General features: G+C 64.0%; 22 protein-coding genes. 14 read left to right on the top strand and 8 right to left on the bottom strand.

Annotated features, from left to right (window positions below; translation table 11 throughout):
- Position 1: 1 nt before the first annotated feature.
- Positions 2-913 carry a GntR family transcriptional regulator gene (locus ACZ0AV_RS07825; RefSeq protein WP_499150511.1) on the bottom strand — a complete coding sequence of 304 codons (912 nt, stop codon included), beginning with the start codon at positions 911-913 and terminating at the stop codon, positions 2-4.
- A gap of 382 nt (positions 914-1,295) precedes the next feature.
- Between ACZ0AV_RS07825 and ACZ0AV_RS07820 the strand changes: the two genes are divergently transcribed.
- Entirely contained in the window at positions 1,296-2,342 is a 1,047-nt protein-coding gene (locus tag ACZ0AV_RS07820; RefSeq protein ID WP_499150510.1) for an AbrB family transcriptional regulator, read from the top strand.
- Between the two features lie 6 nt (positions 2,343-2,348).
- Here ACZ0AV_RS07820 and ACZ0AV_RS07815 read toward each other — a convergent pair whose 3' ends face one another.
- Entirely contained in the window at positions 2,349-3,119 is a 771-nt protein-coding gene (locus tag ACZ0AV_RS07815; RefSeq protein ID WP_499150509.1) for a lysophospholipid acyltransferase family protein, read from the bottom strand.
- 119 nt (positions 3,120-3,238) lie between these two features.
- Entirely contained in the window at positions 3,239-3,997 is a 759-nt protein-coding gene (gene olsB / locus ACZ0AV_RS07810) for an L-ornithine N(alpha)-acyltransferase (RefSeq protein ID WP_499150508.1), read from the bottom strand.
- Between the two features lie 238 nt (positions 3,998-4,235).
- Here olsB and ACZ0AV_RS07805 point away from each other — a divergent pair, with 238 nt between their 5' ends.
- Both ACZ0AV_RS07805 and ACZ0AV_RS07800 read left to right on the top strand, forming a co-directional pair.
- Positions 4,236-4,529 (top strand): hypothetical protein, encoded by a 294-nt coding sequence (locus ACZ0AV_RS07805; RefSeq protein ID WP_499150507.1) that lies wholly within the window; start codon positions 4,236-4,238, stop codon positions 4,527-4,529.
- Between the two features lie 118 nt (positions 4,530-4,647).
- On the top strand, positions 4,648-5,805 hold the full coding sequence (locus ACZ0AV_RS07800) for a phospholipase D-like domain-containing protein (protein ID WP_499150506.1): 1,158 nt from the start codon (positions 4,648-4,650) through the stop codon (positions 5,803-5,805).
- Here the strand turns inward: ACZ0AV_RS07800 and ACZ0AV_RS07795 are convergent.
- Complete coding sequence (locus ACZ0AV_RS07795; RefSeq protein WP_499150505.1) at positions 5,780-7,093, bottom strand: sensor histidine kinase; 1,314 nt, start codon at positions 7,091-7,093, stop codon at positions 5,780-5,782. The genes ACZ0AV_RS07800 and ACZ0AV_RS07795 overlap by 26 nt on opposite strands.
- 197 nt (positions 7,094-7,290) lie before the next feature.
- A complete protein-coding gene (locus tag ACZ0AV_RS07790) occupies positions 7,291-8,199 on the bottom strand; it encodes a LysR family transcriptional regulator (RefSeq protein WP_499150504.1) in 909 nt (302 codons plus the stop codon).
- A 105-nt stretch (positions 8,200-8,304) separates the two neighbouring features.
- On the opposite strand from ACZ0AV_RS07790, the gene argC reads away from it, so the two are divergent.
- Positions 8,305-9,243 carry an N-acetyl-gamma-glutamyl-phosphate reductase gene (gene argC, locus ACZ0AV_RS07785; protein WP_499150503.1) on the top strand — a complete coding sequence of 313 codons (939 nt, stop codon included), beginning with the start codon at positions 8,305-8,307 and terminating at the stop codon, positions 9,241-9,243.
- 75 nt (positions 9,244-9,318) lie between these two features.
- Here the strand turns inward: argC and ACZ0AV_RS07780 are convergent, their stop codons facing one another.
- Complete coding sequence (locus ACZ0AV_RS07780; protein WP_499150502.1) at positions 9,319-10,410, bottom strand: NADH:flavin oxidoreductase/NADH oxidase; 1,092 nt, start codon at positions 10,408-10,410, stop codon at positions 9,319-9,321.
- A 54-nt stretch (positions 10,411-10,464) separates the two neighbouring features.
- Here ACZ0AV_RS07780 and ACZ0AV_RS07775 point away from each other — a divergent pair, with 54 nt between their 5' ends.
- Both ACZ0AV_RS07775 and ACZ0AV_RS07770 read left to right on the top strand, forming a co-directional pair.
- On the top strand, positions 10,465-10,800 hold the full coding sequence (locus ACZ0AV_RS07775) for an ArsR/SmtB family transcription factor (protein WP_499150501.1): 336 nt from the start codon (positions 10,465-10,467) through the stop codon (positions 10,798-10,800).
- A 143-nt stretch (positions 10,801-10,943) separates the two neighbouring features.
- The gene (locus ACZ0AV_RS07770; RefSeq protein WP_499150500.1) at positions 10,944-11,381 is read left to right on the top strand and encodes a hemerythrin domain-containing protein; all 438 of its coding nucleotides are present in this window, start codon (positions 10,944-10,946) and stop codon (positions 11,379-11,381) included.
- A 94-nt stretch (positions 11,382-11,475) separates the two neighbouring features.
- Here ACZ0AV_RS07770 and ACZ0AV_RS07765 read toward each other — a convergent pair whose 3' ends face one another.
- Positions 11,476-14,244, bottom strand: coding sequence for a PAS domain-containing hybrid sensor histidine kinase/response regulator family protein (locus tag ACZ0AV_RS07765; RefSeq protein WP_499150499.1), 2,769 nt, complete (start codon positions 14,242-14,244; stop codon positions 11,476-11,478).
- A gap of 257 nt (positions 14,245-14,501) precedes the next feature.
- Between ACZ0AV_RS07765 and ACZ0AV_RS07760 the strand changes: the two genes are divergently transcribed.
- The 3 genes from ACZ0AV_RS07760 (at position 14,502) to ACZ0AV_RS07750 (ending at position 17,249) form a co-directional block, all read left to right on the top strand.
- Positions 14,502-16,100, top strand: coding sequence for a histidine kinase famiy protein (locus tag ACZ0AV_RS07760; protein WP_499150498.1), 1,599 nt, complete (start codon positions 14,502-14,504; stop codon positions 16,098-16,100).
- A gap of 204 nt (positions 16,101-16,304) precedes the next feature.
- Positions 16,305-16,508 carry a hypothetical protein gene (locus ACZ0AV_RS07755; protein ID WP_499150497.1) on the top strand — a complete coding sequence of 68 codons (204 nt, stop codon included), beginning with the start codon at positions 16,305-16,307 and terminating at the stop codon, positions 16,506-16,508.
- Positions 16,509-16,709: 201 nt separating this feature from the next.
- A complete protein-coding gene (locus tag ACZ0AV_RS07750; protein ID WP_499150496.1) occupies positions 16,710-17,249 on the top strand; it encodes a thioesterase family protein in 540 nt (179 codons plus the stop codon).
- A 66-nt stretch (positions 17,250-17,315) separates the two neighbouring features.
- Here the strand turns inward: ACZ0AV_RS07750 and ACZ0AV_RS07745 are convergent, their stop codons facing one another.
- The gene (locus ACZ0AV_RS07745; RefSeq protein WP_499150495.1) at positions 17,316-17,762 is read right to left on the bottom strand and encodes a MarR family winged helix-turn-helix transcriptional regulator; all 447 of its coding nucleotides are present in this window, start codon (positions 17,760-17,762) and stop codon (positions 17,316-17,318) included.
- 241 nt (positions 17,763-18,003) lie between these two features.
- Here ACZ0AV_RS07745 and ACZ0AV_RS07740 point away from each other — a divergent pair, with 241 nt between their 5' ends.
- From ACZ0AV_RS07740 to ACZ0AV_RS07720, 5 genes are all read left to right on the top strand, one after another.
- The gene (locus tag ACZ0AV_RS07740; RefSeq protein ID WP_499150494.1) at positions 18,004-19,098 is read left to right on the top strand and encodes a DUF3182 family protein; all 1,095 of its coding nucleotides are present in this window, start codon (positions 18,004-18,006) and stop codon (positions 19,096-19,098) included.
- Complete coding sequence (locus ACZ0AV_RS07735) at positions 19,082-19,852, top strand: alpha/beta hydrolase family protein (protein WP_499150493.1); 771 nt, start codon at positions 19,082-19,084, stop codon at positions 19,850-19,852. Before ACZ0AV_RS07740 ends, ACZ0AV_RS07735 begins: the two co-directional genes overlap by 17 nt.
- A gap of 318 nt (positions 19,853-20,170) precedes the next feature.
- Positions 20,171-24,301: a CheR family methyltransferase gene (locus ACZ0AV_RS07730; protein WP_499150492.1), complete on the top strand. Its 4,131-nt coding sequence runs from the start codon at positions 20,171-20,173 to the stop codon at positions 24,299-24,301.
- A 189-nt stretch (positions 24,302-24,490) separates the two neighbouring features.
- Positions 24,491-25,480 (top strand): hypothetical protein, encoded by a 990-nt coding sequence (locus tag ACZ0AV_RS07725; protein WP_499150491.1) that lies wholly within the window; start codon positions 24,491-24,493, stop codon positions 25,478-25,480.
- Positions 25,477-26,571, top strand: coding sequence for a hypothetical protein (locus ACZ0AV_RS07720; RefSeq protein ID WP_499150490.1), 1,095 nt, complete (start codon positions 25,477-25,479; stop codon positions 26,569-26,571). The genes ACZ0AV_RS07725 and ACZ0AV_RS07720 overlap by 4 nt, the downstream gene beginning before the upstream one ends.
- The last annotated feature ends 29 nt before the right edge of the window (positions 26,572-26,600 follow it).

Here is a 26,600-nt window from a genome sequence, read left to right as displayed (position 1 = left end):
TTCAGTCTTCGCTGTGCAGGCCGAGCCGCTCGAGCAGGGCCGGGTTGAGCTTGTTGCGCCTTGCACCTTCGAGGTGGGCACGCAGGCGATCGGCCGCGCCGAGGCGATCACCGCGCTCGATCAGGTCGAGGATCTCCAGATGCTCCAGCACCTGCTTGCGGCGTGCCTGACGCGGCAGTTCCACACGGTACTCGACCAGCCTGCGCAGCCCGTTGAGGCGTTTGAGCGATTGCAGTAGAAAACGGTTGCCGGAGAAGCCGGCGAGGATCTCGTGGAATTTCGAGTTGGCCTCGAACAACTCCTGGGTGGTCATGCTCAGGTAGCCCGAGTCGGCGATGTACTGCTGCTGCTGGCGACACAGCGCCAGCACCGCCTGGTCGACCTGGAAGGTCGGCGACAGCAGCCCTGCCGGCTCGATGGTGACGCGAAAGGTGAAGCTTTCCTCGTAGGCTTCCACCGAGTCGATCACCGGCAGCATCTTCCAGCCCTGCCCGGTGCGTTGTTCGGCCCAGCCTTCCTGCTGCATGCGCAGCAGTGCCGCGCGCAGTTCGGTGCGCGACACCGCGAACTGGCGCATCAGGTCGATCTCGGTGATGTGCTCCGGCAGTTGCCTGGCCAGGCGCAGTTCGACGAACTTCATGTACACCGCATCCTCTTCCGCCTCGGCGATCTCCAGCACCAGATCGTTGAGGTCGTCCGCGGCGCGGGAGAGGAAGAAGCCACGGTTGCGGTCATGTTTGAGCATGCCGCGTTCGCTGAGATACCCCAGCACGAACTTGACCGGGGTACGCGAGGTATTCAGCGTGTGTGCCAGGTGCGATTCGGCCAGGTGGTGGCCCACGGGCAGCCGTTCGCGGCGAACGTAAGCGATGATCTCGCGAGCAATGCGTTTTTGCAGGGCAGTGAGCGTCATCGGAGGAATGCTGTCCTGGGCCGTGCCTGGTCGAGTGTCTGGCTAGCGCCGCATTCTGCTACGGAATCAGCCCCTCGCAAAGAGCTGCTCACGGTCTCTTTGCTTTCGTGCTCATTGTTTTTTATTTAGATTAAGAGCAATATTACGGCATTGATTACTTCGTATCGCCTGCCGAATGGAAGGGTTTCCTCGCGCTGGAGAAAAAACTCACCTGAACAGTATCTGGCCATAACGCACACAGCGTGTTCGTGCACACATGCTCCAGAGCCGCGGCGCCGTTACCGGCCGTAGCGGTAGCGCCGCCATTGCGCGGCACCCGGGCCAGCAGGCGTAAGCCGGCTGTCGCCGTCACCGCAGTCGCACTGACACCCAAGGGGACAGAATGCTCAAAGGCCATTGGCTGAATTACCTGGGAACGCCGTTGGTAGGCGTACTTGGCGCGCTGCTCGCCAGCGCGGTCGGCTGGCCGCTGCCCTGGATGATTGGCTCGCTGGTGGCGGTCATTCTGGTGCGCTGCACTACTGCCTGGCAGTTGCAGCCGCTACCCGGTGGCCGCAAGTTCGGCCAGTGGATCATCGGTATCGGCATCGGCTTGCACTTCACCCCGGCCTTGATGGCGCAGATCGCCGGGCACCTGCTGCCCATCGTCATCGGCGCATTGATTACCGTGTTGAGCAGCGTCATCGGTGTCTGGTTCATGCGCCGCACCGGTGAGACGATGGCCACTGCCTATTTCTCCAGCATGCCGGGTGGGTCCGGTGAGATGGTCAATCTCGGCGCCCGCAATGGCGCTGAGCTCACCCGGGTCGCTGCCGCACAGAGCCTGCGCGTGGTGGCGGTGGTGCTGCTGGTGCCGGCATTGTTCAAGTTTCTGATGGGCGAAGGCGAGGTGCATGTGCACACCGCCCATGCCGACTGGCCATGGCTGGCGGTGATCCTGCCGCTGGCCGCTGGCGCCGGCTGGCTGCTGCAGCGCCTGCGGCAGCCGAACCCCTGGTTGTTCGGGCCGCTGTTGGTCAGCGCGCTGTTCAGTATCGGCTTCGACCTGAGCAGTACCTTGCCGGCCGGCGCCAGCCAGGCAGGGCAGCTGATGATCGGCAGCGCGCTGGGCTGCTTCTTCAACCGCGCCTTCTTCCGCTACGCCCCCTCTTTTCTGGCCCGCACGCTGATCACCACCCTGGCGATGATGCTGGTGGCCTTTCTGGCCGCATTGCTGATCGGCTGGGTGAGCGGCCTGGATTTCCAGTCCCTGACCCTGGGCATGATGCCGGGCGGCATCGCCGAGATGAGCCTGACCGCAGAAACCCTGCAACTGGCCGTGCCGCTGGTGACCGCGATGCAGGTGATCCGCCTGTTCCTGGTGCTGTTCTTCGCCGAACCCATCTACCGCCGCTGGTTGCGCGAAGAGCGCCAGTTGCCCGCAGGCTAGCGGTGCTCAGGCGGCCAGGGCGGCGGTTTCCGGGGCGCCGTATAGCGCCGTGTGGATAGCCGCCTGGGCGCGCCGGGCCAGTTCGTTGCGATTGCCGGCCTGGCTGTCGATCGGTTCCAGCAGCTGGATTTCCACCTCGGCAACCTCGCTGCCCATCAGGCGCAGCAGGTGCGAGAGCAGGTCGTCGTCGCCGATGAAGGGCGCGACGCTGCACGGCTCTCCGTTGCGCAGGTAACGAATGGCCACCGGCTGCAGGTCGATGCCGCCTTCGATGGCGCTGCTCAGCAGACGACCATGGAAGGTCCGCAGGGCGCTGCCGTCGCAGGTGGTGCCTTCCGGAAAGATCAGCAGGTGCCGACCGCCGCTCAGGTGGCGGCCCAGTTGATGGTTGAGCAGGCCGCCATCGCCTGCGCCACGGCGGATGAACAGGGTGCCGGCCTTGTGCGCCAGCCAACCGGCCACCGGCCAGGTGCGCACCTCGGCCTTGGAGAGGAACGACAGCGGCGCCAGCCTGCCGATCAGCGGGATGTCGGTCCAGGAGATGTGGTTGCTGAGCCACAGCATGGGTTTTTTCGGCAAATGGCCCTTCACGCTGACGCGAAACGGCAGGGCATTGCTCAGGCGCGCCATGAACCAGCACGTCAGGTGTTGGCGCAGGCCCATCAGGTCACGGCGGCTCAGGCGTTCCAGCGGGACCAGCAGGGCCGCGAGCAGGGTGCCCATCGCGACCACCGCCAGCAGGCGGGCCAGGCGCGAATAAAGACGCAGTTTGCTCATCGAGGTCGGCACCTTGCACGGGGGAAGGAGGAGGGGCGCCGCGCGGACGATGCTCGTCAGCGCGTCGCAACCGGCGCGGCATTTTTTACCGCGGTCAGTCGCCATCGGCAAGCGTGCGCTCAGACCGCCGCCTTGAAATGTCGCGCGTAGCGGGGGCACAGCTCGTCGCGCTTGAGCAGGATGAACACGTCGGCGACCTGGAAATCCTTGTCCCAGCACGGCTCGCCGCAGACCTTGGCGCCCAGGCGCATGTAGGCCTTGAGCAGCGGCGGCATTTCGGCGATGACATTGCCGGCCAGTTCCAGGGTTGGCAGTGGAGTCTTCGGTTCGGCGCGCAGGTGCTCGGTACACAGGTGGCGTTCGCGCAGGCGCTGCATGATGGCCTGGGCCTGGATGCCGCCATCGCGCATGGGGATGCTGGCGCAGCCCATCAGGTAGCGATAACCGCCTTCATTGAGCACCTCGGCCAGCTCGGCCCAGAGCACGGCGATGGTGCCGCCATTGCGGTAGGCGCTGTCCACGCAGGTGCGGCCAATCTCCAGCACCGGGCCTTGCAAGTGGGGCAAACCGTGCAGGGCGAATTCCTCCTCGCTGTAGAAGCGCCCGAGGCCGGCGGCGGCCTGGTGGTCGAGCAGCCGGGTGGTGGCCACCAGCTCGCCGCTGCTCAGGTCGCGCACGCCGATGTGCCGGCAGTGCAGGTCGTAGTCATCCATGTCCAGGCCCAGTTCGGCGCCTTTGAGCTTGGCGTCGAACTCGCTGCTGAACACGCGAAAGCGCAGGGCCTGGGCCTCGCGCAGTGCATGCGGGCTGGTCAGGCGCTCGGCCTGCAGGCGACGAGGAGTGGTGCTGCGCGCGGGTGCCATGGCGTTCTGGGTCATGCCTTACCTCCGTTGCGGGTCGGGGCAGCCGTTGCTGCGCACGCGAACCGGATTGGCCTGCTGACCTGAGCGAACTCAGGAAACGATTTCAGGCTAGGCAGGGCGGGTGTCACAACTGTGAAGCTTCGGTGATGCTTACGTGACAGGCGCCGGGCTGCTCGCTGCCAATGGGCGATGTGCCTGTGCAGCCGGCGTGGCGTTGCTTACCATGTGCGCCCGATTGTCGTGAGCGCACTCCATGTTCTTCATCAGAAACCTCGGCCTGCCCTTCATCCTCATCGCCGGTGGCCTGGTGGCGATGATGGGCGTGCTGCTGTTGTCGCAGCAGGGCGAGGCGCAGCCGGCGCTGGCGCAGGCCGCACGTACGCTGTTCCCATGGCTGATGGTGCTGCCGGCCTGCGGTGCCGCCTGGACGACCCTGCGGCTGGTACAGATCTGGCGCTGGCGCCGCGGCACTTTGAACGGCGGCTGCCCACGCTGCACCGGAGTAATGGATGGCGCCCGCTGCCGCATGTGTGGTCACCGGCATTGAGTGGTGACACCCTGGCGCTTTGCAAGGTGCACGCGGGCGGCTATCGTGGCGCATCCCCAGCCTGCGGCCGAGATGTCATGTGCCCGTTGCCCCGCTTTTCAGCGCCTGTGAGTGATTGATGCCCGGTCAGGTATTTCCCTGGCGGGAAGGCAATCGTTTCACCCTGCTCAACGATGGCCCGGCCTTTTTCCCGCGGATGATCGCCTGCATCGACGCGGCGCAGCACACCGTCGAGCTGGAGCAGTATCTGGTAGTCACCAGCGCCTGTACCGATGCCCTGCTGCGTGCCCTGTGCGCCGCAGCGCAGCGTGGCGTGGCGGTGCGCTGCCTGTTCGATGCGTTCGGCTGCCAGGGCCTCAACCAGGCGGATCGGCAGGCGCTACTCGATGCCGGCGTGCAACTGCGTTGGTACAACCCGCTGCGCTGGCGCCGCGGCATGCGCAACCTGTACCGCGACCACCGCAAGTTGCTGGTGGTCGATGCGCGGGTGGCGTTCGTGGGGGGCACCGGTTCGACCGATGAGTTCTGGACGCCCGGTGAGCCGGTGAGCGCCTGGCACGAGGTGATGGTGGAGATTGTCGGGCCGCTGGTGGCCGACTGGCTGCAACTGTTCGATGGCCAGTGGCAGGCCAACAATACGCGATTCGCCTGGCGCCCTTATCTCACTCCGCACCGCAAGCCGCTGCCGCATCTGCCGCCGGCCGGGCCGGGCTGGGGCCGAGTGGCCTATGCCGACGCTCGTCAACATCGTGACATCCTGCAATCGCTGATCCGCGCGCTGAACGGCGCGCAGCGGCGCGTGTGGCTGGCGACGCCTTACTTCCTGCCGACCTGGAAGGTCCGCCGGGCGTTGCGCAAGGCGGCGGCGCGCGGCGTGGAGGTGCGCCTGTTGCTCAGCGGCCGGCACACCGACAACCCGCCGGTGCGTTTCGCCGGCCAGCGCTATTACCCGCGGCTGCTCAAGGCGGGCGTACGCATTTTCGAGTTTCGCCCGCGCTTCCTGCACCTGAAGATGGTGCTGATCGACGACTGGGTCAGTGTCGGCTCGTGCAATTTCGATCACTGGAACCTGCGCTTCAATCTCGACGCCAACGTCGAGGCGCTGGATGCGGCGTTCACCGCAGCGGTGCAGCAGAGCTTCGAAACCGATTTCCCGCAGAGCCGCGAGGTGGACCTGCAGATGTGGCAGGCGCGCCCGTTCTGGAAACGCCTGCGTCAGCGGCTGTGGGGCTGGCTGGATCGCCTGGTGGTCAACCTGCTCGATCGACGGCGCTGATGTGGCCGAGCACGCGCAGGTAGAGGTTCATGGTAGTGCCGGCACCTGGCGCCGTTTCGATCCGCACCTCGCCACCGGTCTGGTTGGCGAACTCGCGGGCCTGGGCCAGCCCCAGCCCGGTGCCCTGGCCGGCCTGTTTGGTGGTGAAGAACGGGTCGAACACCCGGCTCGCCAGCTCTGCCGACATGCCTGGCCCATCGTCGGTGACGCTGAGTATCAGGTACGCGCCGTCGTTGAGCTGCGGGTCGCCGGCTAGCTGCAGCAGCCGCGTGGCGATGTGCACGTGACCACGACCCTGCATCGCATCCCGCGAATTGCTCAGCAGGTTGAGCAGCACGGCCTGGAGTTGTACTTCGTCACACATCACCCCCGCATCACGCGCAGCGAGATCGAAGGTCAGTTCGATGGATTCACCCAGGCTGCCCGCCAGCAGGGCGCGGGAGCCGTCGATGCGCTCGCTGATGTCGATGCACACCAGCTCGGGGCCATCCTGGCGCACGTTGGCCAGCAGGTGCCGGATCAGCTTGCCACCCTGTTCGACGGCCTGCAGCCCGGTCTGGCTGAAACGCTCCACCTCGGCCGGGCGGCGTGCGCGCAGGTGGGCCATCTGCAGGCTGGCGCCGAGCACTTGCAGCAGGTTGTTGACGTCATGGGCGATGCTCGCGGTGAGCATGCCCAGCGACGAGACCCGGCGCGCATGGCGCAGGGATTCCTGCGCTTCGCGGTGTTGCGCCTGCGCCTGCTGCAGTTGTTCCACCAGCTCGCTGGCGCGCTGCTCGCGCTGTTTCTGCAGCAGCCGTAATTGCAGCAAGGCCGCGGTTTGGCGTGCCAGGGCCTGAAGCGCGGTGCGCTGTGAATCGCTGAGGCTGCGTGGGCGGGTGTCGATCACGCACACGGTGCCCAGCGGATAGCCCGCCTCGGTACGGATCGGCGCGCCGGCGTAAAAGCGGATGTAGGGCGGGCCAAGCACCAGATCGCTGTACTGGAAGCGCGGGTCCTGGGTGGCGTCTTCCACCACCAGCACTTCATCCGGCGCCAGTATCGCGTGGGCGCAGAAGGCCAGGTCACGGTGGGTTTCGCTGACTGGCAGGCCGATGCACGCCTTGAACCATTGCCGCTCACGGTCGACCAGCGAGACCAGGGCGATCGGCGTATCGCACAACGTGGTGGCCAGCAGGACGACGTCATCGAAACCCTGCTCCGGCGCGGAGTCGAGAACGCCGAGGTGCTCGAGCGACAGAGCACGTTCTTCCTCGTCAGACGGGAAGGGGGCAGGGCGATGGGGCATCGGAGGGTACCGCGGCGAGGAGTGGCGGCATGATGCGCCGTGCCCGCAGGCTCGGCAAGGGACTTGTGAGCGATCGGATGTGCCGGTTTACGGCTTGATCAGCCCCGGCCAACGGCGGCGTCATGTTGATTGCGCAACCACCTTGCGCGGCAGATGTTCCGCCGGAAATAGAATGTGCCGGTGCTCAGCTGCGAGCCTCATGGTCTGGGTAATGTCGGTCTCTGATCCGTATTCAGCTCCCACAACACATCGAGAACGTGCTGTGTCGCGCGTTCCAGGTCGCTGCTGCGGTGGGCTATGCCGAGTTGCCGCCACAGCTCCGGATTTAGCGGGCGCATCACCGTTCTTGGGTCGGGTTGCGGGGTCGACGCTTCGTGGGGCAGCAGCGTCGCACCATACCCTGCTGCGACGAGGCTCTTGATCGCGTCGTTGTAGTTCAGCTCGATACGCGGTGTGGGCAGCTTTTGCGCCGCTGCGAACCACTCGGCAAGCAATCTCGAAAGCTGGGTGCTTTTGTCATTCAGAATCAGCGGCTGATCGGCCAGCCACTCCGGTGTCACCGAATCGGGAAAATTCCAGCGAGCAGGCAGGAAAGCCATTACGGGGTCGCGTCGCCAGTGGGTGACATGAAGATTCTTGATGGCGGGTTGCGGCAGTGCGACCAGACCAATTTCCAATTGCCCCTCCGTGAGGTGCCTCAGTGTTTCCTGTGACGTGAGTACGGAAACCTGGATATCGATTGCCGGGTGACGCTCGCTGAGAATCTCCAATGCCCGTGGCAGCAACTGGGCAAGTGCGCCCGTGGAGGCACCCAGCCGCACGCGTCCGGTCAGTCCTTGTACCTGTCGTCTTACCTCGTCCAGTGCTTGCTCGGCATCGGCGAGTAAACGGCGTGCGCGCTCAACCAGCGTGTAGCCAATCGCAGAGGGCTGAATGTTCCCACGAGTACGGGTGAGGAGTTTGCCGCCGACCCGCGACTCCAGCTCCGATATATGCAAGCTCACGGTTGGGGGCGCCAGATTCAGCCGGGTGGCAGCCTCGGCAAAGGAGCCCAGGTCAGCGACAGCGACCAGTGTTCGTAGGCGATCCAGACTGATTTCACGCATCGCTGACTCGATTCAGAAAAAATGAATTATAGGATTTATAAATTCAACTTTTACAACCCTGCTGGTTCTTGGAGGATGAGATTTCTTCTTCAGGAGTAGAGCGGCATGAAGTCTCCAAGCGTATTCATCGACGGCGATCAGGGCACCACCGGCTTGCAGATCCACCAGCGCCTACGTGATCGACACGATCTCAAACTGGTGGCCCTGGCTGGCGAATATCGCAAGGATCCCAGGCGTCGTGCCGATGCCATCAATGCCTGCGACTTCGCAATTCTATGTCTGCCCGATGATGCGTCCCGTGATGCAGTGGCAGCTATCGAAAGTCCGCAGGTCAGGGTCATCGATGCCAGCTCTGCGCATCGTACTCATGCGGATTGGGTCTATGGTTTTGCCGAGATGGATTGCGCGCAGGCTCGCCGGATTGCAACGGCAACCCGGGTCAGCAATCCGGGCTGCTACCCTACTGGCGCGATTGGCTTGCTGCGTCCATTGCTGGAAGCCGGTTTGCTGCTACGAGATTTTCCCGCGGTCATTCATGCCGTATCAGGGTATTCCGGGAAGGGTCGAGCGGGGGTGGATGAGTACGAGGGCGAGCGGTCGCTATCGGCCCCTGCGCTGCAGGTCTATGGGCTTGGCCTCGCGCATAAGCATGTGCCGGAGATTCAGCGGCACAGTGGGTTGCTGGAGCGCCCGGTCTTCGTGCCTGCCTATGGTGCCTACCGGCAGGGCATCGTACTGACCATTGCAATTCATCCGCGCTTTCTGGCCGAGGGCACCAATCCCCGGCAACTGCATGATTGCCTGGCCACGCACTATCGCGCCGCCAAGTACGTACAGGTAATGCCCAGGCATGAGGCGAGTGAGTTGTCGCACCTGGATCCGCAAGCACTCAACGCACGTGATGGTATGCGCCTGGCGGTACTGGGCAATGAGGTGTCCGGGCAGGTGCTACTCAGCGCCGTGTTCGACAACCTAGGCAAGGGTGCGGCTGGCGCTGCTGTGCAGAATCTGGAACTGATGATGAGCGTGGGGCAGGCGCAGTGAGCGCAGGCGTATGAAGCTATCGCGTGCTGCGTTCGCCCGGCCACTGAAGCAGCCAGGCGAACGCGCTATTGCCGCTTAGCGGTAGCGTTCCAGCCAGTGGGCGTAGGGTGCCGGCAGGGTCCAGGACGCCTTGTCGACACCCAGTTCCCTGGCTGCGAAGTACGGCCAGTGCGGGTCGGCGAGGTGGGCGCGGCCGATGGACACCAGGTCGAGGTGCCCGGCCTGCACGGCTTCCTGCGCCAGCTGCGGTGTGCCGAAGCCCCATGCCGATGTCACCGGGATATCGGCCTCGCGGCGCACGCGCTCGGCGATCGGGCCCATGAACGCCGGGCCCCAGGGGATGTTGGTATCGGGGATGGTAAAGCCGACGCTGACGCTAAGCAGATCCAGGCCACCGGCCCTGAAACGGCGCGCCAGTTCGATGGACTCTTCGAGGGTCTGCTCGTCACGGCCGTCGTACTCCAGCACGCCGAAGCGAGCGGTCAGCGGCAGATGCTCAGGCCATACCTCGCGAACCGCGGCGAGAGTTTCCAGCAGGAAGCGGCTGCGGTTGTCGAAACTGCCGCCATAGGCATCGGTGCGCTGGTTGCTGTGGGCAGAGAAGAAGCTCTGGCCCAGGTAGCCATGGGCGAAGTGCAGCTCGATCCACTCGAAGCCGGCATCGCGGGCGCGGCGGGCGGCGTCGACGAAGTTCTGGCGAACCCGGGCGATGTCTTCCAGGGTCATGGCGCGCGGTACTTTTGGCAGGTGCTCGCCAAAGGCGATGGCCGATGGCGCGATGGTTTCCCAGCCACGCGAGTCGTTGTCGGCGATATGGTCGTCGCCCTCCCATGGGCGGTTGGCGCTGGCCTTGCGCCCGGCGTGGGCGATCTGGATGCCCGGCACGCAACCGGCAGCCTTGATGGCCTTGACCACCGGCACGAATGCTTGTGCATGCGCATCGCTCCAGATACCGGCGCAGCCCGGGGTGATGCGGCCTTCCGGGGCCACCGCGGTGGCTTCCACGACCAGCAGGCCGGCGCCGCCACGGGCCATGCCGGCCAGGTGGACGTGATGCCAGTCGTTGATCATGCCGTCTTCGGCCATGTATTGGCACATGGGCGGGATGGCGATGCGGTTGCGCAAGGTGACGTCTTTCAGCGTGAAGGGTTCGAACAGCGCGGACATGAGGCGACTCCAGAAAGGCTGAATTAATTACTGTCGTTCGATATTAATCGAACTATGGCAATTAACGATAGCCCCGTTATCATGCGCAGCATGCGAGCCTTCAAACACCCCGACCCCAGTGACCTGACCCTCGAGCGTCTGTTGTATGCCCTGAGCGACCCGGTGCGCCTGGAAATCGTCCGTTGCCTGGCGGGCGTGCCCGAGGCCACCTGCGGCGAACTCGATGGTGGTCGGCCGAAGTCGAGCATGTCCCACCATTTTCGGGTACTGCGCGATGCCGGGCTGGTGCACACGCGCAATATCGGCACCACACACATGAATTCGCTGCGCCGCTGCGAGCTGGAGGCGCGGTTTCCCGGCCTGTTGAGCGCGCTCCTGGCGCAGCACTGAACGCGCGACCCGGCGCCAGGCCGGCTGAGCCCGGCAGGGTGGCGTGCCGCGAATTGGTTGAACCACAATTTCGCCGCTTCGGTCAGACCCATCAGAGGGCCTCGAAAGGCCACGGACATGCCGTACTCTGATGAGGAAACTCCATGCAAATTTTCGAAGCGTTGCGAGAAAGCCACGACCGTCAACGTGAACTGGCCGAGGCGCTGGTCGGCACCCACGGTGATTCTCCCGAGCGCGCGCAGTATTACCAGGAACTGAAGGACGAGCTGCTGGCCCACGCCCGCGCCGAGGAACGCTTCTTCTACTCGCCGTTGATGAAGCACGACGCCGGCGTCGACCTGTCCCGTCATGGTGTGGCGGAACACCATGAGATGGACGAGTTATTGGAAGCCCTGGAAGAAACCGACCCCTCCAGCCCGTCCTGGATCGCCACCGCGCGTAAACTCAAGGACAAGATCTTCCATCACCTGGAGGACGAAGAGCACACCTTCTTCCAGCAGGCCGGCAAAATGCTCACCCAGCAGCAGAAGACCTCCCTGGCCAGCGATTACGTGAAGGATTATCAGGAAGCCCTGGGCTGATAGCCGCGCCTGGCCAACCGACAGTCGACAGTTAAAAACGCCGCCGCAGAGTCGCTCTGCGGCGGCGTTTTTGCTTGCGCTTGGCGCAGTGCGGCTACGTCTTCATCAGCTCGCGTATGCGCGATGCGAGGGCGTCCAGGGTAAAGGGCTTGGTCAGCACGGCCATGCCCGGGCTGAGCTGGCCGTCGGTGAGCAGCGAGTTTTCCGCGTAGCCGGTAATCAGCAGCACCGGTAGATCGGGCCTGTTGGTCAGCGCCGCGTCGGCCATCTGGCGGCCGTTCATGCCACCTGGCAAGCCAACGTCGCTGATCAGCAGGTCTACCGAAGCGGCCGATTGCAGTACCTGCAGCCCTGCAGCGCTGTCGGCGGCTTCGATGACCGTGAACCCCAATTCATCGAGCACTTCGCTGACCAGCATGCGAATCGCCGGCTCGTCATCGACCACCACGGCGGTCCTGCCGGTTCGCTCGGCTGCCTCGAGGCCGACCAGGGCCGACGGCGTGGCGCTGGCCTCCGGCTTGCCATCGTGGCGCGGCAGGTAGAGGGTCACGACCGTGCCTTTGCCGACTGCAGAGGTGATGCGCATCTTGCCCCCGGACTGCTTGGCGAAACCGTAGGCCATCGACAGCCCGAGGCCCGTGCCTTCCCCCATTGGCTTGGTGGTGAAGAAGGGTTCCACGGCGCGTGCAACGATAGCGGCCGGCATGCCTACGCCATTGTCCTGCACCGCCAGGCTTAGGTATTCACCCGCTGGCAGATTGAGGGCGGCACCCTCGCTGCCGTCGATGCGCAGGTTGCGCGTGCTGGCGCGGATGACCCCGCCGCCGGGCATCGCATCCCGCGCATTGATGCACAGATTGAGCAGGGTGTTTTCCAGTTGTGAGGCGTCCACCAGTGCGGTCCACAGGTCAGGCAGCAGGTCGCTTTCCAGGCGTATGGCGGGCCCCACGGTACGCTGGATCATCTCCAGCATGCCGGCGATCAGCTGGTTGGCGTCGGTTGGCCTGGGCAGCAGCGTCTGCCGGCGGGAGAAGGCCAGCAAGCGGTGGGTCAGCGCGGCCGCACGGCGGGTCGCGGTTTCCGCGGAACTCATATACTTGGTCAGCTCGTGGAAGCGGCCCTGTTCGATGCGCAGGCGCATCAGTTCCAGCGAGCCGGACACCCCCGCCAGCAGGTTGTTGAAGTCGTGGGCCAGGCCCCCGGTCAACTGACCGATGGCTTCCATCTTCTGTGACTGCCTGAGCGACTCTTCGGCCATGTGCTGGGCGGTGACATCGCGGCCGACGAAGTGGACGATACCCAGGGATGTGTCCGGTGCGGCAGTCCACAGGAAGGAGCGGGCTTCACCATTCTTGCCACGCAGTCGGCTGGTAAAACCGCTGACCTTCTCACCCTTGACCAGGCGCTCCATCATGCCCAGCACATCGGGGCGGTCGTCCTCGACCACGAACTCCATGAATGGCTCGCTGAGCAGGTGTTCGGTGTCCCAACCAAGCAGTTGAGACCAGGCCGGGTTGATGGTCTTGAAATAACCGTCGAGGCCCGCCGAGCCCATCAGGTCGTTGGTGCTTTCCCATAACCGGTCGCGCTCGGCGGTGCGCTTTCTCAGTTCGGCGCGGTAAAGCTTTTCGCGGGTCACGTCACGGGCCGAGCAGTAGGTCCTACCGCCGTCTGGAACCGCCACCCAGGACAGCCAGCGCCATTCACCGTTGCTGCAACTGAACCGATTCTCCAGGCCCAGCGCTGGCTCACCGGTGTCCTTCAGGCGTTGCCAGTAGGCCTGCGTGCCGGCGAGGTCGCGGGGGTGCACCAATTGCAGAAAGTGGGTGGTGGCCAACTCGTCTTCCGTCCAGCCGAGTGTCGCCTGCCACGCCGGGTTGGAGGCCTCGAAGTAACCCTCGTTGTTGAGCACACCGAGCAGGTCAGGGGTGATCTGCCAGGTACGGCCGCGCTCGAAGGTCTTGGCGATGACCTTCTGCTCGAGCTCCTCGTTGAGCGCCATTACGCGTGCGATGGCCCGGTCGCGCTCACCTTCGATGGCGCGGCGATCCTCGACGTTGATCAGCACGCCGGGAAAGCTCAGCCCCGTGCCATCGGCCGCCAGCTCCACGCGACCATTGGCCTCCAGCCAATAATAGCGACCATCGGCGCGGCGCACCCGATACTGGTGGGCATAGGGGCCGCCGCGGGCGATCGCTTCGTCGATGGCTTCGCTCAGGCTGGCGACATCGTCCGGGTGAACCGTAGCGATCACCTGTTCCAGGCTCAAGCCGTCGCGGCCCAGCGCCGGGTCGAGGCCGAAGTTGCGCGCGAAGGCTTCATCGACGGTGAAACGGTTGGTCGGCAGGTCCCAGAACCAGGTGCCGATGATCGCCCCCGCGGCCAGCGCCAGCTGAACGCGCTCGGCATTGGCGATGGCAGGCTGCTCGATCATCACCAGGCGGGTCGTTTCGATTGCCACGTTGAGAAAGCCGGCGGTGTTGCCCGACGCGTCAGTCAGAGGGCTGTAGGAGAAGGTCCAGTAGGTGTCTTCCGGGTAGCCCTTGCGGGTCATTACCAGGTGCATGTTCTGCTGGTGAACGGGCTCGCCAGCCAGCACTTTGTTGACCAGCGGGCCTATGGTTTCCCAGACGTCGTGCCAGACCGCCTGGATGGGCTTGCCCAGAGCGTCGGGATGCCGATTGGCCAGAAACGGAATGTACGCCTCGTTGTACAACAAGGTGCGCTCCGGGCCCCAGGTAGCACACATCGCGAAGCTGCTGGTGGTCATGATGCCGTACGTGGTTCTCAAGGCATCCGGCCAGCACTCCGGGGCCCCGAGCGGGGTGGAGGCCCAATCGAAATGGTCGAGAATGGAGCGCACGGTAGGCATCCTTAGGCGTTGCAGTGGACGAAAAAACGGCAGTTTGCCAGCACCCGTTGAAACCTTCACCGGTTGCTCGACTAGTGGGCGATACCCGCGTCGTCAGCCGTGATGAAGGATTTGAGTGAGCCTGTCAGCAGGCAGCATAAAGTTGTACAAGCTTTGCTCGATGTAGAACTAATTGACGGGTGGTCGCTCGAATTATACAGAGCGGCCGTTCCGCTGGCTGCGCCCTCTATACAGGTAAACCAATGTCTATGAGTGGCAAACAGAGCTTTCGTGTCGACAACGCCGCGTCCGGCGACCTGTCGGATTCGGGCAAGAACGTCTTCTTTGCGGCGGTGGAAACCACTCGCATGCCGATGATCGTCACCGATCCCAATCGGGACGACAACCCGATCATTTTCGCCAACAACGCTTTTCTGGAAATGACCGGCTACCAGGCCGACGAGATCGTCGGCACCAATTGTCGTTTCCTGCAGGGGCCGGAAACCGATCGGTCGGTGGTCACCCAGGTGCGCGAGGCCATCGCCGAGCGTCGGGAAATATCGGTCGAGCTGATCAACTACCGCAAGGATGGCTCGACCTTCTGGAATGCCCTGTTCATTTCGCCCGTGTACAACGACGCCGGCGAGCTGATCTATTTCTTCGCGTCGCAACTCGACATCAGCCGCCGTCGCGATGCCGAGGAAGGCCTGCGCCAGGCGCAGAAGATGGAGGCGCTCGGCCAGCTCACCGGCGGCATCGCCCACGACTTCAACAACCTGCTGCAAGTGATGATCGGCTATCTGGAGGTGCTTGACCGCACGGCCGCCAAGCCAGCCTACGATCAGGAACGCATCCAGCGCTGCGTGCACAATGCCCGCAGCGCGGCTGACCGCGCCGCGACGCTGACCCAGCAGTTGCTGGCGTTCTCGCGCAAGCAGAAGCTCGAGGGGCGGGTGCTCAACCTTAACGGGCTGATCACCGGTTTCCAGGAGCTCGGTGAGCGCACCCTGGGGCGTACCAACATGCGCTTGATGCTCGATCCGGCGCTGTGGAATTGCCGCATCGATCCAACCCAGGCCGAGGTCGCCTTTCTCAACATACTCATCAATGCGCGTGACGCGCTGGAAGGCCGTGACCAGCCGACCGTGCACATCGAGACCAGGAATGTGCAGGTCGAAGACCTCGGTAGCATGGCCTATGACGGGCTGATGCCGGGTCGCTACGTCAGCGTGGCAATCACCGACAACGGCATCGGTATGTCGGAAAGTGTCAGCAGCCGGGTCATGGACCCGTTCTTCACCACCAAGGAGGAGGGCAAGGGCTCGGGCCTTGGCCTCTCCATGGTGTATGGATTCGTCAAGCAGTCTGGCGGCACGGTGCGCATTTACTCCGAAGAGGGGGTGGGCACCACGCTGCGCCTGTACTTCCCCGCCGACGACAGCCAGGTGGTTCACAGCCCTTCCAGAGAGCGACCGAACGAGCGCAACGGTAGCGAACGGGTATTGGTCGTCGAGGACCGTCCCGATGTGGCGGACCTTGCCAAGATGGTGCTCGAAGATTACGGCTACGTGGCCGAGATCGCGCTCAATGCCCGCGAGGCGCTGCAGATGCTGGACGTCGCCGATTACGACCTGCTGTTCACCGACCTGATCATGCCCGGCGGCATGAATGGCGTGATGCTGGCGCGCGAGGCCAAGCGCCGCAAGCCGGGATTGAGGGTGTTGCTCACTACCGGATATTCAGAGAGCTCCCTCGAACGTACCGACGCGGGTGGCAGCGAGTTCGATGTCATTTCCAAGCCCTACGTGCCCTCCGATCTGGCCAGAAAGATTCGCCAGGTACTCGAGGGGCCGACCGGTGTTAGCTGATCGCCGCCCAGGGGAACATGCGACAACGCCGCGATGGGGCCAGCCCGCCGACGGGTGGCGAGACGAGCGGTCTCAATACAATGCGAACGGATTTGCAGATAATCGCCTCACAAGGTTATGGACAAATACATAAATAGATTCGTCACGGACACGGGCTGCCAGCTGGACCTTGAAAAAGGTCCTACCGGCATTTGCTTCATTGCCATGTCAAACGAAGGACAGTGCATCGGACGCCGCTACCTGAGTACAGCCCAGTTGGCCAATGGCCCTCTGGTACAGGCGGTGATGCTCGACTTCATCGCCCAGACCAAGCGCCTGCTCGAATCAGGTGGCAATGTCGGCGGTAACCTTCACCCTTGCGAAAGCCCGACCGGTTCGGCAGAAGGCGCCTGCGCACAGCGCGATTGAAGCCTGGGCCGCCACTGCGCAGCCTGTGCCTGCTCGGTAATACGCTCTCGGCGTTTTAGCCTGGGGCAACAGCGCCTGCGCGGTCAGCCGCCCGGCGCGATGGCGTGGCGCAAAAACCTCGAATAAGGCGTTTATGCAGCTACCCGCCAAGGCAGGGCATTGTTTACAGTGCACGCCTTTGCTCAAGCAGGTAGTGGTGCGATGAATCTCTGGTTTCGGCTTTTCCTCATGCTCCTGCGCCGCCCCTGGCGCCGTCCGGTGGCGGCCTTCGACACCACCGTGGTGCGTATGCGTGTCTGGCCGCTGGACCTGGATTTCAACCGCCACGTCACCAATGGCCGTTACTTCACCCTGGCCGATGTCGGGCGCATGGATTACGTGCTGCGCAGCGGCGCCTTTCGGGTTGCCCTGCGCCAGCGCGCGGTGCCTATCGTGGGCGATGTGTGGGGCAAGTTTCGCCGTGAATTGAAGCTGTTCGAGGCGTTCGAGATCCATAGCCGCATGCTCGGCTGGGATGACAAGTGGAGCTTCATGGAGCACCGCTTCGTGAAGGATGGCCGGGTCGCCGGGGTGGTGATCATGCGCGGCCTGTTCCGCAACGCCAAGGGCACGGTTTCGCCCCTCGAGTTCGCCGGCGAACTGGGCTTGCCGGAGCAGTCTCCGCCGCTGCCGCGCTGGCTGGCGGACTGGTCGGCGAGTTGCGACCAGTTGAGCGGTCAGTTGCGGGAAGAGGAACAGTAAAACACGCCAGCCCCTGCACGCACGCGACCAGGCGACTACCCGGCACGCCGCGTCGGTCGCCGGCCATCAGCGCCCGTCGGGTTCGGCCTCATCGAGGGATTCGATGCAGGCGTCGAGCAGCGTATGCAGGGCCGCCACGCGCTCCATACCCAGGCGTTCATTGAGCGCCGTCTGCGCCGCCAGCCAGGCGAGCTGCCCTTGCGTGCGCTTGGCATGGCCCGCCTCGGTGGCCGTCACCAGGCGACTGCGCGCATTGTTGCCCGCGCCCGTTTCGGCCCAGCCTTGCGCCACCAGGGGCTGCAGGTTGCGGGTCAAGGTGGAGGCGTCCATCTGCATGCGCCTGGCCAGGTCGCTGGGGCGAATCGGCCCGAGCCGCACGATGTGCGAGAGCAGCGCGTACTGGGTGTTTTTCAAACCACACTCGGCCATGTAGCGGTCGTAGTGACGCGTCACCATGCGAGTGAGCTGACGCAGCTTGAGGTTGGTGCAGCCCTGCGGCCGGTTGGTTTTCATCGGGTCATTGTAGCGCTGACCGTGGGCCGTTCAACGCGGGGCGGCCTTCAACAGCCGAGACCATTGCCAGCGCCATGTAACGGCCAGCCGCAGCGGGTCACCTATACCGTTTCTCGTGTCGGGTGAACTTCGCTTGCAAGGGCTGCTTCCTACTAGGAAATGGGATGCCCGGGGCCACGCTGGCCCTCGTTGCCGGGCCCACCCTGAAAACCTCCACAGGCAACTTACCGGACGGTTTGCGATGACCAACAAAGCAGGTGTGGCACTGATTGCCCTCAACGGCCCCGTGCCCGAGCACGATGCGGCGATGCAGCAACTGCTGGGCGAACGCCTCGCCGCGTTGCTGGGCATTCCCTTTCTGGGCTGGCAGCGCCCGGATACGCAACGCAATTGCTACTGGGTACCCGATGAAACCGTGATGGGCGCCGCCAGCAGGACCGATCTAGGCCTGCACGCCGCCGAGGATTTTTTCGGCGGCGCGGTGCCGCGCCCCTATATGGCCACCAAGGCGATCAGCCACCCGCTGCCCGGCAGCCCGCGGCGGGTTCCAGAGGGCTGGTGTGCAGCCTTTCATCCTCACGTGGCGTCGGCAGTGCTGCGCGGCCACACGGTCTTCGATCTGGACGATGCACGGCAGGCCGCGATGTCCATGCTCGATGTCGGCCCTATCAGGCTCAAGGCCGTGCGTGGCAAGGCCGGAAGAGGGCAGTGGCGGATTACGGACGGCGCAAGCCTGAATGCCTGCCTGGCCGATCAGGCCCCCGATGAGGTCGCCCGCTGGGGCCTGGTGATCGAGGAGCACCTGCAGGACGTGCAGACCTTCAGCGTTGGCCAGGTGACCGTCGCAGGCATTACCGCGAGCTATTTCGGCACCCAGCGGCTGACCCGGGACGCTACGCAGCACGAGGTGTATGGCGGCTCGCAACTGACCCTGGTGCGCGGCGGCTTCGAGGCCCTGCAAGCGCTGTCGCTCGATGATGCCGCGCGGCAGGCGATTCGCCAGGCGCAATGCTATGACCAGGCGGCGCTCGCGTGTTTCGGCCTGATCGCCTCGCGCCGCAACTACGACGTTGCCCAGGGCCTCGGCGCCGATGGACAGCCGCGTTCCGGGGTACTCGAACAGTCATGGCGACTGGGCGGTGCCAGTGCCGCCGAACTGTTCGCCGTGCAGGCGCTGCAGCGCGACCCTCAGCTGCAATGCCTGCGGGCCAGTACCCATGAGTCCTATGGCGACGATGCCCCCGCCGGTGCGCAACTGCTGCAGCGCTGCCGGCTGCAGCCCCACGGCACTCTCAGCCGCTATGTAAAGGTGGAAGTCGATGCCTGCCCACAGTGAAATCATCAGCATCTCGGTTGGCGACGAGGAGCTCGCCGGCACCCTGATGTCCCCAGAGCGCAAGGTGCCGGGCGTGTTGTTCGTGCATGGCTGGGGCGGCAGCCAGCAGCGCGACCTGGCCAGGGCCAAGGGCATCGCCGGGTTCGGCTGCGTATGCCTGACCTTCGACATGCGCGGCCATGAAAACACCGCTGCCAGCCGTGAAACGGTCTCGCGTGAGCACAGCCTGGCGGACATCGTGGCGGCCTATGACCGGTTGCTCAGCCAGCCGGCTATCGACCCGGAGAAGATCGCGGTGATCGGCACCAGTTATGGCGGCTATTTATCGGCCATTCTCACCGAACTGCGCCCGGTTCGCTGGCTCGGCCTGCGGGTGCCGGCGCTGTACTGGGACGATGAATGGGAGCAGCCCAAGCAGGCGCTCGACCGCGCTGGCCTGGCCCGCTACCGTCGCACCGCCATGGGACCGCTGGAAAACCGCGCGCTCAATTGCTGCTCGCGCTTCACCGGCGATGTGTTGCTGGTCGAGTCGGAGTTCGACGACTTCGTACCGCACACCACCTTGATGAACTACCGCGCTTCGTTCGATAAAGCACACTCGCTCACCCACCGCATCATGAAAGGCGCCGATCATGCATTGAGCGACGACAGTGACCAGAAAGCCTATACCTCGATTCTCACCAGTTGGTTAAGCGAAATGATCATTGGCGCGCGCACGGCCGAGTACCCGTATTACTCGCCGTACTATTCCTGAGTGCATAACGTGGCCATTAAAAGTTGTGCAAACTTTGCGGGTGTATAGCAGTGTTTAGTTGATGTAGATCATGCTGTTTTGATATCGCCCGGCGCTGTTTTTTACGCTATTCAAGTTGCTGGGCAATCAAGCTGGAGCAGGCGCCAATGCTCGGCTAGTGTGATAAAGTCGATACTCTTGATACTCACCGCAAGGCTGTAATCGAACAGCCTGTTCATTGTGACTAAGACGGCAAGTACTCCGCTGATTAGCGTGCCATCAATCAGGTAGTTGTGGTCACCCTGGATTCCTTTCTACAGGACAAAATTAGGACGATTGATGAGCAAGCCCACTCGATCAAAGGATCTTTCCACGGCACCCGTCGAACCCAGTCACCTGAAGTTTCCCATCGTTGGAATAGGCGCATCGGCCGGTGGGCTGCCCGCACTGTTACGCCTGTTCGAGCACATGCCGGGCGATAATGGCATGGCGTTCGTGGTGGTGATGCACCTGTCGCCGAACCACGAGAGCAACGCCGACAGCATTCTGCAAAAAGTCACCAAGATGAAGGTCCGGCAAGTCACCACGCCGGTGCCCGTCGAACAGAATTGCATCTACCTGATATCGCCAGCCATGCAGTTGACCATGAGTGATGGGTACCTGCGTGTGAGCGAAATGACGGCGAGCCAGCCTCGGCATATCGCCATCGACCTGTTCATGCGCACCCTGGGCGACGCTCATCAGGAACGTGCAATCAGCGTGATTCTCACCGGCAGTGGCAGTGATGGCGCGGCCGGCCTGGTGCGAGTGAAGGAACAGGGCGGTGTGACCATCGCGCAAGCGCCTGACGATGCCGAATACGACAGCATGCCGCATAGCGCGATCGCCACCGGCCAGGTGGATTTCATCCTGCCGCTCACCGACATCCCCCAGAAGCTGGTGGAACTGTGGGAAACCATGCGCAGCATCCAACTGCCCGCTGACGCCGACGTACAGGCGCCGATCAAGGGCATTCAGGATCCGCAACAGGCAATCGATGCCGAGGCGGCCCTCAGGGATATCCTGACCATCCTGCGTACGCGTACCGGCCACGACTTCAAGCATTACAAACGGGCCACGGTGCTGCGGCGTATCGAGCGGCGCATGCAGGTCAATCGGCTCAGCGATCTGCCCGCCTATCGGGCTTACCTGCAGGAGCATGTCGAGGAAGCCAGGAAGCTGCTCGACGACATGCTGATTGGCGTTACCAACTTTTTCCGCGACCGCGAAGCCTTCGAGGCGCTGGAGCGCGACATCATCCCACGGTTGTTCGACATTCCCTGCGACAGCGAGAGCGGTGTCCGGGTATGGAGCGCCGGTTGCTCGACGGGTGAAGAGGCCTATTCGTTGGCCATGCTGCTGGCCGATCAGATCGAATACAGCCAGCGCGATTGCAAGTACCAGGTATTCGCCACCGACATCGATGAGCACTCGATTGCCGCCGGACGCATGGGCCTGTACCCGGAAGCGTTGTTGCCCGACGTTGCGCCGCCGCGCTTGCGCCAGTATTTCACCAAGGAGCAGTCGCGCTACCGGGTGAAGAAGGAAATCCGCGAACGGGTGCTGTTCGCCCTGCACAACCTGCTGCGCGATCCGCCGTTTTCCAAGCTGCAGATGATTTCCTGCCGCAACCTGCTGATCTACCTGGATCGTGAAGTGCAGCAGCAGATCTTGCAGATGTTCCATTTCGCGCTGTTGCCCGGTGGCTATCTGTTTCTCGGCAGCTCCGAGTCCGCCGATATCTGCCTGGAGTTGTTCACCCCGGTCGACAAGAAGAACCGCATCTACCGGGCCAAGCCCGGCGCCGCGCAGATTCGCCCCAGCACGCCGCTGCCGTTCGAGTCCTATACGGCGTCGCTGCGCGTCAGCCCGGGGAGCTCCCCGGAGCGCCGCAAAATCTCCTTCGCCGACCTGCACCAGCGGGTACTGGAGCAATACGCACCGCCCAGCGTGATCGTCAATCACGAGTCCAACATCGTGCATATGTCCGATCAGGCCGGGCGCTTCCTGCGCTATGTCGGCGGCGAGCCATCGCACAATCTGCTGTCATTGATCCATCCCTCACTGCGCCTGGAGCTGCGCACCGCCTTGTTTCAGGCGTTCCACACGGGCAAGAGCGTCGAGGCGCGCCGGGTGCGGCATAGCCGTGACGAGCGCAGCTATTACATCAACATGATTGCCCGGCCGTTCCGCGACATGGATGCGGACTTTGCCCTGGTGCTGTTCGACGAAGTCGAAGAGACCATGAGCAACGACGGCACCCCCACGCAGAAAGAGGCCAAGGACAGCGTACTGTCGCAGTTGGAAAGCGAGCTGCAGAACACCAAGGAACAGCTGCAGGCGACGGTCGAGCAGGCGGAAACCTCGACCGAGGAACTGAAGGCTTCCAACGAAGAGTTGCAGGCGATCAACGAAGAACTGCGCTCGACCACCGAGGAGCTGGAGACCAGCAAGGAAGAACTGCAGTCGATCAACGAAGAGCTGATCACCGTCAACCAGGAGCTCAAGTCCAAGGTCGAGGAAACCGGCAAGATCAACGACGACTTGCAGAACTTCATCGCCTCGACCGACATTGCCACGGTATTCGTCGATCGGCACATGCGCATCAAGTCCTTCACGCCGCGCGCTACCGAGATATTCAGCATCATCAACTCGGACACCGGGCGCTCGTTGCTCGATATCACTCATCGCCTCGATTACCCGAACATGGCCGAGGACGCGGCGACGGCCTTCGAGTCGCTGCGGGTCATCGAGCGCGAAGCGTCCAGCTCGGACGGGCGTTGGTACATCACCCGCATGCTGCCGTACCGGACCACCGACAATCTCATCGACGGCGCGGTGCTGACCTTCATCGACATCACCCAGCGCCGCCTTGCCGAAGAGAAGGTGCGTGAGGGCGAGGAGCGCCTGCGCCTGGCAGCGGAAACCACCCAGGATTACATCATCATCACCATGGACCCGAAAGGCCAGGTGACCGGCTGGAACCTGGGCGCCGAACGCATGTACGGCTACCGAGAAGAGGAAGTGCTGGGACTGTCTGCCGACCTGGTCCTCGGCGAGGAAGATCGCCAGGCAGGCGTGCTGGCCCGCGAACTGCAGGCCGCTTCGCGAGAAGGGCGCGCCGAGGACGACCGCTGGCATGTGCGCAAGGACGGCTCGCAGTTCTTCTGCAGCAGCGTCACCACCTGCCTGGCCAACGGCGGCACCCATGGCTTCGCCAGAATCGGCCGCGACATCACCGAGAAGAAGCGCCGCGAGGCGGAGCAGGAAAGCCTGCTGGTGGAAAATCAGGCCAACGACAAGCTCAAGGACGAGTTCTTCGCCATGATGTCCCACGAGCTCAAGCACCCGCTGAACCTGATTCAGCTCAACGCTGAACTCATGTCACGCCTGTCGGTGGTCAAGACTCAGGCCGTCGCCGCGCGGGCGGTTGACACCATCCTCGCGTCGATTCGCAGCCAGGCGCGGATCATCGACGATCTGCTCGACCTGTCGCGCATCAATACCGGCAAGTTCAAGCTCAACCACGCGCCAGTGTTGCTGCAGCCGTGCATCGACGAGATCGTCGGGGTGCTGCAGGCCCACGCCACCGAGCGCGACATCGTCATCGAGATGCACATGCCGCCTGCTGGCAGCGACCCACTGGTGGCGCATGCCGACCCGGTGCGCGTGGAGCAGATCGTCTGGAACCTGCTCAACAACGCGTTGAAGTTCAGCGACGACGGCGGGGTGATGCATGTCGGGATGAGCCAGGACGGCGATTACGTGAAGTTCTTCGTCCGGGATCAGGGCGAAGGGATTCCGCCGCAGTCGCTGTCGAAGATCTTCGACCTGTTTGGCCAGGTGCCCGAGCACCGCCGCTCGGCCCGCAAGAACGGCCTGGGCATCGGTCTGGCGCTGGTCAAGGAACTGGTGGATGCGCACCAGGGCCGCATCGAGGTGGTGTCGCCCGGCGTCGGGCTGGGCGCGACCTTCAGTGTGTGGCTGCCGCTTTACCAGAAGGAAGGTGAGCCGCTGATCCTGGAGGACATCACCGACGGGGTGTTCAACGACCTGGATGTGCTGATCGTCGATGACTCGACGGAAATCTGCACGATCATGGAAGCCCTGCTGGAAATGGAGGGCGCCCGCGTCACCGTCGCCGAGAGCGGTGCCGCCGCCCTGGCAGTCCTCGAAAACCAGGCCTTCGACCTGATTCTCTCCGACATCGGCATGCCGGTGATGGATGGCCATGAGCTGATGCGCCGCGTGCGGCAATTGCCTCAGCACGGCAAAACGCCATCCGTGGCGCTCACCGGCTACGGCGGTGCGAGCGATATCGACAAGGCCTACGAGGCGGGCTTCAACGCCCACGTGAGCAAGCCGGTGTCTCTCGACGCGCTGGAAAAGCTGCTGCTCGAACTGGGCCTGCGCAAGGGCGAGCACCGCTAGCCCGGCGGCGCTCGGCTTTTCCGAGGGCAGCCGCTTGACGCTGGTTGCCAGTTCCCTCTCTGCTGGTTAAAAGCCTGGGCCGGGTAGGTCCTCAACCCGGTTCGATTCGGTATGATGGCGCATCGCTATGCCTGGCGGTGGGCCTACCCGCTCGCTCCGGCATGGCAGGGCACATGCACCGGAGAGGCAATGGGCAGGGAACCGCTTGGCAAACCGCAACTCAAGGACCTGGTGCGTCGAGTCGTCGTCGCCCAGGGCAACGCCTTCATCAAGGAGTTGCTGCGTGGCACCGGGGTGAAGATCGGCGCCACCAAGGAGGACTTCGCCGCCAACCTGGACGCGGCCATCGATGCCGATGAGCTGACCCAGGACCTGTTCGAGGCCTGGCTCGCGGAAGTGGAGGGCTGGGGCGACCAGCACCTCTACCTGGTCGAGCCGCCACCGTGCGATGGCGCCACGCTGGCTGCCGCGGTCGTCGCCAGCCCCCATGGCCACCTGCTCGATGCCGGCGCCAGCCTGGCGTTTCCCGACCTGCTGGCGCTTACCCACATCAGCGTGAACGGCGGCCTGTCGGTGGTCTGGCACCAGGGCAAGGCCGGCTGGAATCGCTGGAGGCCCAGGGACTTCAGCGTTGACGAGGCACTGGAACGCTACCGTTTCGAGGCCTACCGGCAGCGTCTCGACCGCAGCGTGGTGCGCTACGAATGGCGCGCCGGCGAGCCTTATGCCGCGATCCTCATCCACCGCAACCCGGACATCGATCACAAGGCGGTGTTCGCCGAGGTTCGCGCGACGCTGGCCACGTTCGGCTGCCCGGATACCGCGCCGACGCCAATCCCGCTCAACCAGGCGGTGAAAGTGGCGGCGGCGCAGGGCCGCGGGGTGCACTCGACGCGCTTCGAGCTCGATGGCGGGTACGTGGAACTGGCGTCGACCCTGGCAGAGGGTGGGATCGAGGCCGTAGAGCCGGTGCGTGTGGTGCTGCAGGCCGTGGATACCGGCCAGTTCGACCGCGCGCAGGGCATGCTGCATTTCGCCGCCGAAGAGCACGGTACCAGCCGGCGCATCGCCGTGCAGGTCTATGGCCGTGAGGGCCGGCTGCGAATCTGGGCGCAGTGCAAGCGCGAGGACATCGTGCGCATCCTCGAGCTGCTCTGGGGGTACAACAACGCACCATGAACAGCCCATTACCATGCCCCTGGCAGGCTGAGATCGAGCGGCGCCTGGCGCACGGCGTCGAACTGGAGTTCACCCTGGCGCAATTCGCCCGGCGGGTCGCGGCACAGGGCGAGGACGATGCCCTGGCCAGGTTCTTCGACACGCTGGTTGCCTCGGGCGCCGCGCGGCGCATCGCGGCCTATCGTTGCCCCCTGGCCGAGTGCGGGCTAACCCTGCCGCCCGCGGCGCCGCACAGCGCCTGCCCACATTGTCACCAGGACTTTGCACAGCGCGGCGTAGAGGCCATCGCCGAGCCGTTCTACCGGCTGGCAGGTGAGACCAGCCGCGACATACGCTGGGTTATCGTCATCCACGGCATGAACAGCCGCGCCAAATGGCAGGAAGAATTCAGTTGGGAGATCGCCAATCGCCTCAGCTATTCAGCGCCGGTACTCATCTACAAATACGGCTGGGCAACCATCGACGTATTCTCCCGCTGGTTGCACCGGCAGCTCGCCAGGCGCCTCGGTGAGCGCATCAGGATCGCCATCGAGCAGGCACGCAAGAGCGGCTTGCCCACCCAGCCGGACATCATCGCCCACAGCTTCGGCACGCTGTTGCTCTCCCAAGTGCTGGATGACTCGCGGTTTGCCGACCTGAGGTTCGGCCGAATCATCACGGCGGCCAGCATCATCCGCCCGGATTTCGGCTGGGACCGGTTGATCGACGAGGCGCGGGTCGAGGCGGTGCTCAACCATGTGGGTGCCGAGGATGGTGCGGTGCCCTATGCGCAGTACGCGATTCCCGGCGCGGGGCCCGCGGGCGTGGTCGGCTATTGCGCCACGCAGGTGCTCAACGTGCGCAGCGAGGGTTATGGTCATTCCGGCTTCTTCATCCCTGAGAACCTGCGTGTGCTGATCGCCAGCCAAGGCCTCTGGAATGCCTTCCTGACCCGCCCGCTGGCGCATTTTCGCCCCGCCGGCACCTTCATGCCCGAACCTGCCTGGCGCCCGGCTCCGCTGCCCGCGCGGGTGCTCACGCGGGCGCTGGCCTACATCGTTTTCGGCATGTTGGCGCCTTTCTCATGGTTGCGCAGACGGCTCGATCCATAGTCCGCGAGGGCTCGCTTGCCCGCCTGCAT

The organism is Pseudomonas sp. AC532 (assembly GCF_979258965.1).
Note: the sequence above shows the minus strand (reverse complement) of the source record. Positions and strands in the feature narration are given on the sequence as shown.